The organism is Flavobacteriales bacterium (genome assembly GCA_025210295.1).
Taxonomy (GTDB): Bacteria; Bacteroidota; Bacteroidia; order Flavobacteriales_D; family Parvicellaceae; genus S010-51.
Genome location: JAOASC010000020.1, coordinates 28,011 through 43,651, shown reverse-complemented (window position 1 = coordinate 43,651; position 15,641 = coordinate 28,011). Strand labels below are relative to the sequence as shown.

General features: G+C 31.7%; 11 protein-coding genes. 3 read left to right on the top strand and 8 right to left on the bottom strand.

What is annotated here, in order from left to right; genetic code table 11:
- Positions 1-203: 203 nt before the first annotated feature.
- Positions 204-1,364, bottom strand: a complete 1,161-nt coding sequence (locus tag N4A35_06175) for an iron-containing alcohol dehydrogenase (GenBank protein ID MCT4580987.1) — start codon at positions 1,362-1,364, stop codon at positions 204-206.
- A 158-nt stretch (positions 1,365-1,522) separates the two neighbouring features.
- On the opposite strand from N4A35_06175, the gene N4A35_06170 reads away from it, so the two are divergent.
- The 3 genes from N4A35_06170 to N4A35_06160 all read left to right on the top strand — a co-directional run bounded on the left by N4A35_06170 (position 1,523) and on the right by N4A35_06160 (position 6,387).
- Positions 1,523-1,744, top strand: a complete 222-nt coding sequence (locus tag N4A35_06170; GenBank protein ID MCT4580986.1) for a VF530 family protein — start codon at positions 1,523-1,525, stop codon at positions 1,742-1,744.
- Positions 1,745-1,758: 14 nt separating this feature from the next.
- Positions 1,759-2,331: a DUF2911 domain-containing protein gene (locus tag N4A35_06165; GenBank protein ID MCT4580985.1), complete on the top strand. Its 573-nt coding sequence runs from the start codon at positions 1,759-1,761 to the stop codon at positions 2,329-2,331.
- Positions 2,332-2,562: 231 nt separating this feature from the next.
- Entirely contained in the window at positions 2,563-6,387 is a 3,825-nt protein-coding gene (locus tag N4A35_06160) for a M48 family metallopeptidase (protein ID MCT4580984.1), read from the top strand.
- 65 nt (positions 6,388-6,452) lie between these two features.
- Here N4A35_06160 and N4A35_06155 read toward each other — a convergent pair whose 3' ends face one another.
- The 7 genes from N4A35_06155 to N4A35_06125 all read right to left on the bottom strand — a co-directional run bounded on the left by N4A35_06155 (position 6,453) and on the right by N4A35_06125 (position 15,622).
- Positions 6,453-7,640 (bottom strand): phosphoglycerate kinase, encoded by a 1,188-nt coding sequence (locus N4A35_06155; protein MCT4580983.1) that lies wholly within the window; start codon positions 7,638-7,640, stop codon positions 6,453-6,455.
- Positions 7,641-7,739: 99 nt separating this feature from the next.
- A complete protein-coding gene (locus tag N4A35_06150) occupies positions 7,740-8,531 on the bottom strand; it encodes a hypothetical protein (protein ID MCT4580982.1) in 792 nt (263 codons plus the stop codon).
- Positions 8,528-10,801, bottom strand: coding sequence for a M48 family metalloprotease (locus tag N4A35_06145; GenBank protein ID MCT4580981.1), 2,274 nt, complete (start codon positions 10,799-10,801; stop codon positions 8,528-8,530). Before N4A35_06145 ends, N4A35_06150 begins: the two co-directional genes overlap by 4 nt.
- Before the next feature lie 89 nt (positions 10,802-10,890).
- A complete protein-coding gene (locus N4A35_06140) occupies positions 10,891-11,742 on the bottom strand; it encodes a hypothetical protein (protein ID MCT4580980.1) in 852 nt (283 codons plus the stop codon).
- A gap of 1 nt (position 11,743) precedes the next feature.
- Positions 11,744-14,014, bottom strand: a complete 2,271-nt coding sequence (locus N4A35_06135) for a M48 family metallopeptidase (GenBank protein MCT4580979.1) — start codon at positions 14,012-14,014, stop codon at positions 11,744-11,746.
- A gap of 3 nt (positions 14,015-14,017) precedes the next feature.
- Positions 14,018-15,025 carry a hypothetical protein gene (locus N4A35_06130; GenBank protein ID MCT4580978.1) on the bottom strand — a complete coding sequence of 336 codons (1,008 nt, stop codon included), beginning with the start codon at positions 15,023-15,025 and terminating at the stop codon, positions 14,018-14,020.
- A gap of 15 nt (positions 15,026-15,040) precedes the next feature.
- A complete protein-coding gene (locus N4A35_06125; GenBank protein MCT4580977.1) occupies positions 15,041-15,622 on the bottom strand; it encodes a hypothetical protein in 582 nt (193 codons plus the stop codon).
- Positions 15,623-15,641: the final 19 nt, after the last annotated feature.

The following is a 15,641-nucleotide window of genomic DNA, read 5'->3' as shown; positions in this document are numbered from 1 at the left end:
GCTGTAAATTAATAAAAACAATACGATAAATGGGAGTGCAATTAGTAAAAATAGCGTTCCTAATCCTGGGGAGCAAGGCCCCCCAGGGCTAGAAAAACTAAATATAGAGAACAGCATAAAAAGAAGTATATATATCGTAATAGCTTTTAGTAAATGTATTAGATATTTATTTTTCATGCCTAGCTGATTACGTTGATAGTTAATCAATAACTCATTTCAACTATTGTCTTGACGTCAGTAGGAGTTAACTTTCCATGTTCACCAATACCCATCCATCCTCTAGTGTTAAAACGTTGTTCGATTTCTTGAGCTGTACCTTTATAATTCGGAGTATAATCCGATAGCTTTGTATCGATACCAATAGATTGAAAGAAGTCTGTAATAGCTTTAATTGCTCCTTTCGCTTTTTCATCTGTATTACCTTTTTCTATCTTAAATACACGTTCCGCTAGTTGGGCTAATTTCTCTTTCTTGGTCTCAAAATTAAAGGTGTAATGACTTTCGGTAATAATTGCCAAAGTTCTAGCGTGATCAATACCATATAAAGCAGTTAATTCATGTCCAATTGCATGAATAGCCCAGTCAGTTGGGACACCTTTTTGGATTAAACCGTTTAATGCCATGGTACAACTCCACATAAAATTGGCTGCTGCTTCGTAATTGTTCGTATTCTCAGTAATCTTAGGAGCAACTTCAAGAAGTGAAAGGAGAATTCCTTCAGCAAAACGATCTTGTATGTAGGCTTCAGTAGGATAGGTGACGTATTGTTCTAATACATGTGTAAAAGCATCCGCCAAGCCATTGGCTATTTGTCTTTTAGGAATTGATTGGACTACTTGAGGATCTAAAATAGAAAATTGAGGAAATAAGCCAGGGCCTCCCATCGCTAATTTTTCTTGTGTTTCAGCTCTTGTAATTACAGCTCCAGAGTTCATTTCTGATCCTGTAGCAGGTAACGTCAGTACTGTTCCAAAAGGCATTCCTTTTTGTGTAGGTTTTCTACCTGTTAAGATTTCCCAAGGATCAGTTCCATCAAATAAAGCTGCTGATGATAAAAATTTAGTTCCATCAATAACTGAACCACCACCTACAGCTAGTAAAAAATCAATGTTTTCTCTTTGAATAATGGTTAGGGCTTCCATTAGAATGGTATATTCTGGATTGGGAGGAATACCTCCAAATTCTATGACTTCATGTTTTTCTAGGGCATTGATGACTTGATCATATATCCCATTTTTTTTGATGCTTCCACCTCCATATAATAATAATACTTTAGCGTTGGATGGAATTTCATTAGAGAGTTGGGCTATTTCTCCTTTTCCAAAAATAATTTTTGTTGGGTTTTGAAAATTAAAGTTATTCATTTGATTATGTGTATATAATATGTTGTGCTTAATGGGCTGTATGTTACTGTTTATAAAATTAAGTATTAAAAATGTCATTTTCGTATAAGAAGACAATTAGTAATGATATTTTAATTAATTTTAACACAAGAAAACAATAGAAATAAAAAAGCATAACAATGTTGCAAGAACAACCCAATAACCCGATGCATGGAGTAAAATTAAAGGATGTTTTAATCTATTTGGTTGATGAGTATGGTTGGGAAGAATTGGGGAGAAGAATTAATATTAATTGCTTTAAGTCTAATCCTACAATGAATTCGAGTCTTAAGTTTCTAAGGAAAGAACGTTGGGCGAGGAACAAAGTAGAAGCATTGTATTTAAAATCAATAGGTAAATAAGAAAAAATAAAAATATGAGAGTTATAGTATTATTCATCCCTTTTTTATTCGTGAGTCTATTATCCACAGGACAGGAATTTAAAAAATTAGATAAAAGCCCGTTAGATATGGCTTATTTTCCAGCAAACGCTACGAAAAGATTATTTGTAAAAACAGAGGAAGAGAAAAAAGCTTTGAAACCAATAGCTAGAGTTTTGTATTCACGTCCTCAAAAAAAGGATAGAGTTATTTTTGGAAATCTAGTTAGTTACGGTGAAACGTGGAGAGTTGGAGCAAACGAATCAACAGAAATTACATTTTTTGTACCTGTAAAGTTTGGAGATAAAAAGTTAAAAGCCGGAAGGTATATGCTCTATGCAATACCTAATAAAGATACTTGGGAAATAAAAATCAATGCAATAACTGACCAATGGGGGATTTATGCAAATGATGTTAAAAAAGACATTGCAAGTGTAACGGTTTCGACTCAGGAAGCTAAAGATGTTATTGAAGCTTTATCAATTGTAATGTATGAAAAGGATGCCAATACGTTTTTAATTAAAATTGGTTGGGATAAAACAATTGTTGAAGTACCTGTTCACTATTAAAAAAATAGAAGTTTAGAAGAAGTTGTATAGATAAAATATTGGATTTAATTGTTTTTACAAAATTTATAAATCTATAGGCTTAATTAAGGAAAATTTTAGTCCAATTACTATTGTTTGAATTATCTGTTAATTAATTTTTTATATAGTTGAAAACATATATAGTATAGACAAGAAACAAATGCTCTTGTTAAAAAAGAAACTGCTATCTTCACAGCTATTAAACTAGATGTGATGAAAGCAAAGGATGATAAGAATGTAATTTCTGAAGAATTAAAAAGAAAACTAATAACACCAACTCAATCGTTTAAAAAACATGTAGCCATAGCTATGGTTGGTTTATTGTCATTTATTCTAGTTTATTTAGGGTTAATGATATGGTTTGGGGTATTAGCGTATAACTCTTTTGTTGCTTTAAGAATTGGAGTAGAAAATGCTTTTTTTGTATTCATCACCTTTGTTGGTTTAGCATTTCTAAGCTTATTTATGTTTAAGTCTTTATTTATCTTTAATAAAAAGAAAGAGGAATTAACGGGTAGGATTACTGAAGACGATGAACCTGAATTATTTCAATTCATATATGCTATTGCTGATGAGGTAGGAGCTCCAAGACCTTATAAAGTTTTTTTATCTACGAGAGTAAATGCTTGTGTTTTTTATGACTTATCCATTATTAATTTATTATTTCCAACAAAGAAAAACCTAGAAATTGGATTAGGGTTAATCAATGTTTTAAATGTAGGAGAATTAAAAGCGGTTTTAGCACATGAGTTTGGCCATTTTGCTCAAAAGTCAATGCTGTTGGGAAGATATGTTTATACTGCTCAACAAATAGCAGTTAGAGTTGTTAATAAACGCGATATATTGGATCAATTTTTGGCAGGGTTATCAAGTGTAGATATAAGAATAGCTTGGGTAGGATGGATACTATCCATAATGGTTTGGGCGGTTAGAGCTTTAATCCAAACGTTATTTAGTGTTGTAGTTATTGCTGAAAGGGCTTTATCAAGGGAGATGGAATTTCAGGCTGATTTGGTAGCGGTATCTGTAACAGGTAGTGATGCCTTAGTTCATGGATTGCATAAATTGAAAGCAGCAGATGAAGGTTATCATGCCTCAATAGAAGCTATCAATACACAACTAAAAGAAAAAAAAGCTGTAGAAGATCTATTTTCACTACAGACCAATTTTATAAAAAAAATGCAATGGATTTTAGCTAATCCACTTTACGGGGCTTCACCAGAAATTAAAGGAGAAAAAGCACGTGTTTTTTCAAAAAGGGGGATTGCTCCTCCTGAAATGTGGGCTACTCACCCAGCTGATAATGAACGGGAAGAAAATGCTAAAAAGATATATGTATCTCATCCAATTGATCCACGTTCATCCTGGGAGTTATTTAAAGATCCTCAATCAATAAGAAAAAATGAAACAGCGCAATTAATTCGAACAGCTAATCTTGAAACTTCTATATTAGCTGAGGAAGAAAGCATTGAATGTATGAATGCTTTTGATTATAATTGGTCCTTCCTTAATCCTGTATACAAAGGAAACTTCTTATTCAGAAGTTCATTCATTGCATTCGAAAGTATCGATGAATTTTATGCGTATAAAGTTGATTCCAATATTGTTGAGGAGTTAAACATGCTATATCCTGATTCGCTAAAATTAAACTTGGAATCACATAAAGAAGTTCGTGAAGAATTGGCAGCTCTTAAAAATGTATTGAATGAATCTCTTACCATGGAGAAGAGAAAAATCATGCATAGAGGAAGAGCGATAAAAAAGCGAAATATTCCTCAGATTATAAAAGAATTGGAAAAGGAAGAACTAGGGTTGAGAAATCTATTAGTAACGCATGATGTTAAATGTAGAAGTGTTAGTTATATTACAGCAAACATATTAAACCCTAAAGTAGGAGAATACTTAAAGCATCTTGGTGGTTTAGTTCATTACAGCGAGCATACATTGGCCAACTTAAATGATATGATGGGGAAATTTAGTAATGTTCTCCATACTGTTTTAGCAGATGGTAGAGTAAGCTCTTCAGAGATGACTCAATTGTTAAAAGCATCCAATGAACTACATTCAATTTTGGAATCAATTTACGAAGATCGTTCAACGATTAGCGTAGGAGCATGCATTCAAGAAAGAATAGGTAAAACTTATGCCGAATTACATGAAGCTTTTAAATTAGAAAAAGCTAATAAACATAATATTCAGGACTGGGTGAATGTGGTTGAAGGATGGGTTGTTTCTGCTTTAGACGTTTTAAACAAATTAAGGAATGCAGCGCTAGAAGAATTATTAAATAAAGAAGAGGAAGTAAAGAAATGTTATTTAAGTGATTGTTCGTTTGAAATTGAAACGGCTTCGATTTCTTTGCCTAGCGATTATGAGCGATTAACGCCAGGACAGGAACGAACGATAGCACATCAATTAAATTTTTGGAACAGGTTTCATTTAGGAGATGGATTAATTCCGTCCATAGCTAAATTTGCAGTCTCTTTATTATTAATTGGTGGAGCTTTGTATGTAGGAAATATTTCTCAAGAGGTAACGCTACATTTGTATAATGGATTGAATAGAGGAGTAACTGTTTCAATAAATGGAGAGGTCTATGAGGTAGCATCCAATGACCATCATGAAATTAATGTCAATTATTCTGATAAATTTCATGTTTTAACCCAAACATTATTGGGCGATACCATTGAAAGCTTTTATAAAAAAATGGATACGCCTTCTGGTCACTATATCTATAATATTGCCAACAGTGCTTATTTTGTAGAATATAGTGTTTCTTATGGTTTTGAGATCGATTTACCTAATCGTAATTTAGGGGTAAGTAGATGGTTTTCCACAGAAGCAGATTATGTTTTAGAAGAGGCCCCTCAAAGTATATCGGGTTCATCAAACAGCTCAGGAGTTGTTAAAGAAGTTTTGACAGTATATCCCAATGCTAATCCATATTATTTATATGAACTGGATCAAGCTATTAAAATAGAGGAGATGGTGCTTTCTCATGCAATATGGGATCTTGATACAAGTGCTTATATATTATACTGGGGATCCTTGGCTTCTAGTATTGATACAACATTATCTTTTATCTCAGAAAGATTAAAGAGAAATCCTTATGAAGTGTATTCGTATCGATTGTTGCAAGATTATTCCAACAATAGAGAAAAAGTGTGTAATGAATGCCGCACTTTTTCAGAAGCTGATTCAAATAATCCGGATTTGTATTATTTATCGACAAGATGTATCGCTAAAGAAAGCACTAAAGACAGTATGTTTATAGCAGGTTATAAGAAGTGGAGTGATCATGGATGGTTAGCTTATGCTTCTGGTTATGTTTTTGCTAGTCAAGAGAATTGGGAAAAAGCTTATGAATGTTATGATAAAGTGATTGTTAAAATGCCACAGATTTCTAATTCGATAGCACCAGATTTTGAAAGGATAACAAGAATGGTGAAAGATTCCGATCATATCTTGGGAAGGTATAATGATTGGTTAAATTATTATTACAGCTTAGAACGAGGAAATGATGAGGTACTAATGGATAATGTTGATGAATTGTTTTATCATTTATCACAAGGAAATGTTACCGATGCTATTAAAGTATCTGAGTATTTTGACCTTAAAGAAATGATGTATAGCAATTGGTTTATAGCTGCTTCCGATAATTGTCCTAAAGAATTTATTGATAAAGTGCTTAATTATCCAATAGAGGAGAGTGTAAATAGTAATAATATGTGGACTGTTTTTGCACTTATTGCAAAAGAAAATTTAAACCTTTCTGAATATCTAGATTTTGTAAAAACCAAATTTCCTGAAACAAGAGTTGACTTCGATAATTTGGAAAAATTTATTAAAAATGTAAAAAAAGGAAAACTTAATTTAGCCAATCAATTACTAAATAAAGTTACTAGTTTTGAAGAGAAACGAGGCTATGAATTAATTGCTACTATTTTGTTGAAAGATAAAACTCCATTAAAATGGAGAACAGTAGTTGAAAAGGCTATTTTTATTACCGAAAAGCCCTATTTGAAAATGAAACATTAATCCAAAGAAAAGGCATCAAATTTTTTGATGCCTTTTCTATATATATCATGTTATCAAGAACGTGACTATTTTCCTAAAATAGCTGCTATCCCAGGAAGTTGTTTACCTTCTAGGTATTCTAACATTGCTCCTCCACCAGTACTAACATGGCTAACTTTAGTTCCTAAATTAAATTTATTAATAGCTGCAACACTATCACCACCTCCTACAAGTGAGAATGCTCCATTTTCAGTTGCTTGAGCTAATGTTAAAGCAATGTCAATTGTACCTTTTTGAAATGCTTCCATTTCAAAAACTCCCATAGGACCATTCCACAAAATAAGTTTAGAATTTAAGATGGTTTCTTTGAATAACGCACTTGATTTTTCACCGATATCTAAGCCCATCCAACCATCAGGAATTGAAGAGATTTCTACTAATTGAGTGTTAGCATTGTTGCTAAAATCGTCAGCAATAATAGTATCGATAGGTAATAATAAGCGCACATTATTTTCTTTAGCTTTAGCGATGATATTTAAAGCCAGTTCTAAATAATCGTTTTCGACCAGCGATTTTCCAATTTGACCACCTTGTGCTTTAATAAATGTATAAGCCATTCCTCCACCAATAATTAAATGATCTACAACATCCAATAAGCGTTCAATTATAGTAATTTTAGAAGAAACTTTAGCTCCACCAACGATAGCTGTTAATGGTTTTTGATCGCTATTTAAGACCTTATCAACACTAATAATTTCTTTTTCGATAAGATACCCAAAGCATTTGTCATTAGGGAAGAATTTTGCAATCACTGCGGTTGAAGCATGTGCTCTATGCGCTGTACCAAAAGCGTCGTTAATATAAAAATCAGCCAATTCACTTAATTGTTGCGCAAAGTGTTCATCACCAGCTTTTTCTTCACTATAAAAACGTAAGTTCTCTAATAAAATGACACTTCCATTAGAGCTACTGTCTATTGTTGTTTTAACTTTTTCACCCACACAATCGTTGATAAAAAGGACTTCTTGTTGGATGTTTTTTTCTACAGCAGAGACAATATGTTTTAAAGAAAATTGATCATCTTTTCCTTTTGGTCGCCCTAGGTGTGACATCAAAATAGCAGTTCCCCCATCATTTAATACTTTTTGAATGGTAGGAAGAGCAGCTCTGATTCTAGTATCATCCGTTACATTAAAATTTTTATCTAAAGGAACGTTAAAATCAACTCTGATAATAACTTTTTTATTTTCGAAGTTTAGGTTATCTATTTGCATGGCGCAAATTTATGAAAAATAACGTTTTATAGAAGAAGTCCTAAACCAATTTTAAAATTAAAACAGGAGGTAAAAAAGAGGCAAGTGTTTTCTGCTGTATCATAAAATAATTCCAAATCCAATTTTTAGGTTAAAGAGGTTAGAGTAGGCCAAATTACGCCCTACATTGTAGCCAAATAAATTCCGAACTCCGTTTTCAGAAGAAGGAAATGATAATTTATATCTATTTCGATAAAAGTTGAGTTCAGCTAAATATTTAAAATAAAAATTACCAGCCATTATTTTATTATTTCCTATCCCTACATTAAACTTAATGAATTTAGCTTTGTTAAGGGTTTCTTCATATTGAGGGACGTTATAGTCTCCTAAATAACTAACAGTGATCGTTTCGTTATTTTGAGTTGAAGCTTTTGTCTGGCCTATTCCAACTGTAAGGAATTTGCCTACTGGAGCGATAAAATTATTGCGATAGAATTTAAAATTCACTCCATATTCCAAAGCATTATAACCGACTTTAGGATTGGCAAGAACATAATAATCACTGTTGTTATAATTGTTGAAATGAAATGTGTTTCTAATATAATTAATGCCTAAGGAGACCTCAGTCTTGTTATTTAAGCAGTAATTGATTTTAAAATCTGTTTTAAAGTCCATTTCAAGCCTTAAATACGTGTTGTCATAATCTGTAGCGACAACTAAATCTTGAGAATTATAATATGTTGATTCATATTTATAAGTTACTCGATCTTTTCCTAAGATGGTCTTAAAAACCTCAGGCATAATATTAAAGCTTCCCTCAACAGAAAGGCGTTTCCCCATATATCCTGAAGTTTGAGCAATAAATGGAGAGGAAAATGCGCTGAGTATGATGATTAAAACTATTCTTCTCATTTTACTTTGTTTAACGTGTGATACATGATGGAATTGATATTTCCTTTATTAGCTTTGGTTTTTAAAACTCTTAAGTTTCTTAAGGTTTCTTTATCTTCATTAATGTTATACCATATATTATAATAGTATGTAAAGTTTAGGGGAGTAGCTGCATAATAAATTCCATAGGGGAGTGCTGGCCAAAAAATAATCGTCATTGGTAAAACATAACCTAAGTCTCGCTTTTTTTCTTTGTATTGCAGTACTCCTGTGTATACAAAGTGTTCAGTATTGTATTTAGTATAGAGTTCTTTTACATTTTCGTGTTCAGCCGATATAAATACTGTTTTTTTGATGTTATCATCATGCATCATTTTTTCACCAACCCAATCATTTATTCTGGCCAAGTCATTATATTTTTCTACATCGTTTTCGGTAAAAACTTTTGGGGATAAAATTTCATATTCTAAACCAATTTTTTGAGTGGTTAATTCAAGTTGTTGGTAAAAATCGTATTTCTTTTTTTCAGCGTTTTCTAATTTTTGTCCTTTTCGTTCGTCAATGATGAGATAATCTGGATCAACAAATACAATTTTATTGGTTTGAATTTTTTCATGATAATCTTGGTTTTTTGCGGCTTTTTTCTCTCTTCTTACTGCTCTTCTAACTTCATAAGGAGGCATCCCCACATAAGATGTTGTGGGTTCTTCATCATTGGATAACTGATTTTTAGCTTCTTTAAAAAAGGCTTCCAGTTCAGTAATATTAGGAGAGGAGTAGAGGTATTCGTGGTGGAATAATCGAGAACGATCATCTTCTGTCTTAATAGTTCCAGCTGCTTGCTCTTGTTTTTTCTTTATGGCTCTTAGTTTAGCATACTTACTTGTTGTATTAGCAGTCACAGCTTTATCGTTATTGACTGTTGTATCTTTTGTTGCTGTAGTGTCTTCTTTTTTTAGCTCATAATAATCTTTTATTCCAACTCCATTATCAACTAAATCCAAAATCAAATTTTGCATGATTTTTTTACTGTTCTCATCTTGATTATTGTTGAGATAATAAGTGTTGATTTTTTCTAATGCAATTGAAGCGACTTGTTCATTGCTTAATTGTTCAAAGAAATAGTAGGCAGCACTAATTTCGCCCTCATAACTATCATAGTCTCCCAAAATGGTGTAGGTTTTATCCTGCATTTTATATTTTGAAATACCATAGAGTGCTTTAATAACGTTTCTTTCTAAGAAATCATTGTTGGGGTAGTCTTTAAGTAATAATTGAGCATTATATATGGCCTTAACATAGTTTGCATTTTTATTGTTGAGACGTACACCCTCAAAGCGAGAGATCGTTTGTATTTTTTTAAACAGTTCTTCAGATTGAATGTAAAGTTTTCCACCACTTTGATTTTGTATTAATTCAATAATTTTTTCTCTTCTTTTCTTAATGTTGGGATGACTACTCTTCGAATCATCGTAATCATCTTCAAAGCGAATAGGTAAAATAGAATCTAGTTTATAGACTTCTGGAATCTTAACTTTTTCGGTTTCAAATTGTCTATAGTCGAATGGTTCTTCATCAAAAGGTAAATAAGAAAACTGTAAAATATCAAATACGCTCAATGCCTCTTCAATGGCATATCCCGCATTTTTTAAACGGAAAAAACCAATTGAATCCGCTTCAAACTCTAAGGTTTTGGAATAATTACTAAGCTGAATAATGTTATCATCATAAGAGTTGTATTTATATTGCCCTTTACCTTGTGAGATTCTAGAAGATTCTATAAAAGTATTGATGACATGTTTTTTAGTGTAGTGCACAATTTCATGAGATAAAACTTGAGCCAGTTGAGCTTCATTTTCTAATTGAGCAATTAAACCTAGTGTTACAAAAATCATCCCTTGATTGGTAGAGAATGCATTCGTAACATTTGATTTTAAACAGTAAAACCTTAGTTCTTTTCTTAACTCTGGATCGTTTTTTAACAGTTTATCAGCAACAGTATTGACGTATTGTGAAACAGGGTCACCAAAAAGAACACGACCACTCATTAAAAGTTCATCGATCATATAGTTGGTTTTTAATAGAAAGTCACTCTGATCTTTTCTTGCCTGATAACTTTGAGTAAAGTCGACATTTTCTTTAATGTCTAAGGTGGCTCTTTCACTAATATTTTCGGTGAAATCTTTAGGAATCGTGCCTGAAGAAACTAAAGGAGTGTAATTATTAAAGTCTTGAGCACTAAAAAAGGGGAGGAAGCCCATTAAGATTAAACATACGATTATTGTTCTCATATTGATATTAGAATGTGATGTTGCTAAATTTAGTGTATAGTTTTTGAAAGCAAATGCAGCTCTATTTATTTAGAAATAATATAAAAGGTTTATAACATGATTCCTATTCCAAGTTTAGCGGAGAACATATTACTATTCCTTAGGTTTGTAGATAAACTTTGACTAATGTTTTCTCTAAATCTGTATATAAAAAAGCCATCAGTATCGCTTGAGTCATTATTCATATAATGATAATAATTACATTCTAAAGTATACATTAGGTATAGTCTTTCTTTTAACATTATTTTATTGCCTATACCTAAAATAAATTTAAGGTAAGTTGCACTATAATTTACTGTAACTTCTTTTTCAGCGTCTTCCATTCCTATATCGTTATAATAACCAGTAAGGTTGAGTAATGTGCCTGTGGACTCTTTTAAATTTACTTTAGAGTAACCTATACCAAGTAATAAGTATTTACCTACAGGAGCAATGAAATTTCGGTTATAAAATTTAAAGTTTAAATCAATTTCAGAGGAACGATATTTTAAATTTTCTTTAAAAAAAATCGTATTATCTAAACCATTGTAACGGTGTATGTCATACATTAAATTGCCATAAATTTTATTGAAGCGTAAGGATAAATCCATTTTTCTTGAAAGTGTAAAATTAACAGCTAAAGATGGTTTAAAAAACCATCGTAAGTTGTTACGAACAGGTATGTCGTCTCTATTATATTTTGCGACAGTTATTGGCTCATTGGTGTTTGTATTGGGGTTATAAACATAATCAATCTCATTTTTGGAACTAAAGTATGGTCTTGGGGAATTTCCAAAATTAAAACTAGGCATCAGGTTTAGATCTCCTTCAACAGAAATTCTTTTACCAAGGTATCCAGGAATTTGAGCAAATACTGAAGTAGTACAAGCACTTAGTAATAGGATGTATATAAGGTTTTTCATATTATTTTTTTATCTGAGTTAACATATCATACATTGAAGAGTTAATCACTCCTTGACTAGATTTTACTTTTAGAACTTTAACTTTATCAAGTAATTTTTTATCCTCAGAGATATCATAAAACAAATTGTAATAGTAAGTATAGTTTATAGGGGTAGCGGCATAGTAGATTCCATAGGGTAGAAGTGGGTAAAATAATATTGTGGTTGTTAAAACTGATCCAACGTTTTTTCTTTTCTCTTTGTATTGTAAAATACCTGTATATAAGAAAATATCTGTATTGTATTCATCTTTAAGGTAACTTACATATTCCGATTCAGAAGGTATAATGTTCCATTCTTCCTTAAAGTCTTCATGCATCATCTTTTCACCAACCCAGTCATTCATTCTAGCTAAATCATTGTATTTATCAGTATCATTAGCATTAAATACTTTTGGAGATAATATTTCGTATTCAATCCCAGCTTTATGGGCTACCATATCTACTTGTTGATAAAAATCATATCTTTTTTCTTCTGCATTTTCCAATTTCTGTCCTTTACGCTCATCTACAATAAAATAATCAGGATCTACAAAAACAATTTTGTTTGTTTTAATATTGGCATTTTTATAGGCTACCTTATCATAAATTTTAGCTGCTTTTCTTTCAGCTGTTCTTTTTTGATAGTATGTTAACTGATCTATGGAGTCGGCTATTGCATCTCTTTTTTCTTTGGCAACTTTGGCAACCTCAAACCACTTATTTAATTCTTTGACATTAGGAGCGTTATAAAGATATTGTAAGTGAAATTCTTGCGTTAAATCTTCACTTTTTACTATTTTTTCTTCTTGTTCTTGTTGTTCCTTTTTAGCTCTTAACTTAGCATATTTACCAGATCTTTTGGTTGTTGTTGTATCTACTTTTGGTGTAGTTTCTTTAACTGTAAGTGTATCAGCTATTATTCTTTCGTGGTAGTTTTCAAATTTAAAGTCATCATCAACTAAATCATCTATAAGGCTTGCGATTTGTTGTTGACTGCGTTTATTCTTATTATGTTCTAAATAAAAAGCGTTGATTTTTTCCAAAGTAATAGAAGTAACTTGTTCACTGCTTAATTTTTCAAAAAAGTAATATGCGGCACTGATTTCCCCTTCATATTCATCATAATCATTGGTAATCATATAGTACTTCTCTTGATTTTTATATTTTGAAATTCCATATAAAGCTTTGAGAATATTCTTTTTAAGGAAAATACTGTTGGGATAATCGGCTAATAATAATTGAGCATTATAAATGGATTTAACATAAGCAGCGTTTTTAGTATTTAGACGAACACCTTCAAAACGACAGATGGTTTGAATTTTATGAAAGAGTTCTTCTTTTTGAATAAAAAGCTGGCCTCCTTTTTCATTTTCAATTAATCGAATGATTTGATCCCTTCTTTTTCTAATGTTAGGGTGGGTACTTTTAGAATCATCATAATCATCTTCAAATCGAATTGGTAAAATTGTATCTAAACGAAATGCCTCAGGAATTTTTACTGTTTCAGTTTCAAAAAAATCGTATTGAAATGGTCGTTCATCAAAGGGGAGGTAAGAGAATTGTAAAACATCGAATACACTTAAAGCTTCTTGTATAGCATATCCTGCATTTTTTAAACGGAAAAAACCTAAAGAATCGGCTTCAAACTCTAAAGTTTTAGAGTAATTACTTAATTTAATAATATTATCATCATAACTACTGTATTTGTATTTCCCATTACCTTTAGAAATTTTAGAAGATTCTAAAAAAGTATTAATGACGTGCTTTTTAGTGTAGTGCACAATTTCATGAGATAAAACTTGAGCAAGTTGAGCTTCATTTTCTAATTGAGCAATTAAACCTAAGGTGACAAAAATCATCCCTTGATTGGTAGAGAATGCATTGGTAATATTAGATTTAATACAATAAAAGCGAAGCTCTTTTCTTAGTTTAGGTTCGTCTTTTAATAATTTATCAGCAACTGTATTTACATATTCAGAAACAGGGTCACCAAATAATACACGACCACTCATTAAGAGCTCGTCTAGCATATAATTTGACTTTAAAATAAAATTATTTTTAGATTTTGCTTCTATATGGTTTTCTGTTTTATCGGTATTTTTTTCAATATCCTTTAAGACCTTATCACTCGTTCGATCTGTAAAATCTTTAGGGAGTGGACCAGCACACATAATAGGTTCATAGTTGTTAAAATCTTGTGCAATTGAAACCCAACAATTGATGAATAGTAGGGGTGCTAAAATATACTTCATATTTTATAATTTGTCTTTGAATAATAATTTAGATAATGAGAAACCTCCTCCAAAGTTGATATAAGCTCTTCCTAATATTCCCGATTGAGGTCCAGGTAGTACACCAGCTTCGGCAAAGAAGATTCCTGAGACCCCTTGTGGAGAGATTAATTGAACTCCAGCATTAAAGCCAATTTTGTGCATCGGTGTATTTCCTTTTAAGCTAAACTTATAATAACCAACGGGATTAGAACCACCAGGAGAATCATCATCTGGACCAGGGGCAATAACATCATCCAGTTCATAACCAACTAAAAACGAAAGCCTACCATAGTATCTCAGGTAACTAGATGCTGAGTGCGTTCCATATTTTTTAGCATTGACCAAAACATAAGAGGTCTTGGTTTGGTTAACTCCAACACTTAAAACTTGATATTGGTAGTTGGTAGACATAAATTTTTGACCAAAAGTATCTCCTAAGTTTACCGTTCCTTCATAACTCTCTGGAAGTACAGGTTTACCTTCCATTCTGTTTGCTCTGCCCGAGAAACTTATAAAACCACGATCTAAAGCAGCTTCAACTCCTATTGTTTTTTTAATGGTGGTAGGTACATCTACATAATAAATAGTATTACCACTTCTAAATAAATTAACTTGTGTTTTTTCTATGATATTTTTGGAAGTTAAACCGTAGGAAATGGTTGCTTCATAATTGGAAAAAGCATTACCACCTTCATAAGCAGAATAAATAGTTGATGATCTTTCTGAATAAACATCAATTAAAGCTTCTCCAAACATTCCCTTAGTATTGACAAATAGTTCACCTATTTTAGCATAGGCTTCAACGCCAACCTTGATGGGAGCATTAAATTGATCAAACTGTAATGATAGTATATGTCCTCCAATCCCCATAAATTCTACGTTAGGATTGTCTATTTCTTTTTTATAAATCTCAACAGCTTTATTTTCTTTTTGGGCAAAAGAAGTAAAGAAAAGATAAGCAAATAATGTTGTAAATATCGTACGTTTCATAATTTATATCTTTTCTTATGGGATTAATAGACGTAAGCTGATTGAATAGTTGCCACTAGCATAAGTTGAATTACAAATGATGAGTTCATTTTGTCCATTAGTACTAGTGTTAATAAATCCTTCACCGTTTTCTGTGTAGGTGCTTAGCACGATGTAGTTATATACAGGATTTAATAGTTCTAGGCTCATTTGATCTATAGCAACATAACCACCCGTAACAAGGTTAAAAGGTGATAGTTTAGTATAATCAGGATTGATTTTTATTTTGCAAGGCATGGATCCCGTATTAAACGAAATTTGAATAGTACCTCCAGGTAGTTGAGTTTTACTAATGTTGGTAATTTGTTTGGGGTTATTACTAACTAAAGCTGTATTAAGATCTAAGGTACAAGTAGGAGTGGCTTCATTACATACAGGGCATTCTCCTCCACAGTCTATGTCTAGTTCTCCGTCGTCTAAAGTATTGTTGTAACAATGAGCAGGTGTTTCATCATACGGTATAAGTTGATCATTTTCACTTACAAATGCTCTATCATTTTTTTTGCAGCCTATTAATAAAAGTGCAAAAGCTAAAATGTACACAAAAGTTATTTTCATATCTATAATTTAAGACCGC

Bases quoted from the DNA above. Each gene is read 5' to 3' on its own strand.
- N4A35_06140 (MCT4580980.1), bottom strand. From the start codon at position 11,742: ATGAAAAACCTTATATACATCCTATTACTAAGTGCTTGTACTACTTCA.
- N4A35_06150 (MCT4580982.1), bottom strand. From the start codon at position 8,531: ATGAGAAGAATAGTTTTAATCATCATACTCAGCGCATTTTCCTCTCCA.
- N4A35_06155 (MCT4580983.1), bottom strand. From the start codon at position 7,640: ATGCAAATAGATAACCTAAACTTCGAAAATAAAAAAGTTATTATCAGA.
- N4A35_06165 (MCT4580985.1), top strand. From the start codon at position 1,759: ATGAGAGTTATAGTATTATTCATCCCTTTTTTATTCGTGAGTCTATTA.
- N4A35_06135 (MCT4580979.1), bottom strand. From the start codon at position 14,014: ATGAAGTATATTTTAGCACCCCTACTATTCATCAATTGTTGGGTTTCA.
- N4A35_06125 (MCT4580977.1), bottom strand. From the start codon at position 15,622: ATGAAAATAACTTTTGTGTACATTTTAGCTTTTGCACTTTTATTAATA.
- N4A35_06175 (MCT4580987.1), bottom strand. From the start codon at position 1,364: ATGAATAACTTTAATTTTCAAAACCCAACAAAAATTATTTTTGGAAAA.
- N4A35_06170 (MCT4580986.1), top strand. From the start codon at position 1,523: ATGTTGCAAGAACAACCCAATAACCCGATGCATGGAGTAAAATTAAAG.
- N4A35_06145 (MCT4580981.1), bottom strand. From the start codon at position 10,801: ATGAGAACAATAATCGTATGTTTAATCTTAATGGGCTTCCTCCCCTTT.
- N4A35_06160 (MCT4580984.1), top strand. From the start codon at position 2,563: ATGAAAGCAAAGGATGATAAGAATGTAATTTCTGAAGAATTAAAAAGA.
- N4A35_06130 (MCT4580978.1), bottom strand. From the start codon at position 15,025: ATGAAACGTACGATATTTACAACATTATTTGCTTATCTTTTCTTTACT.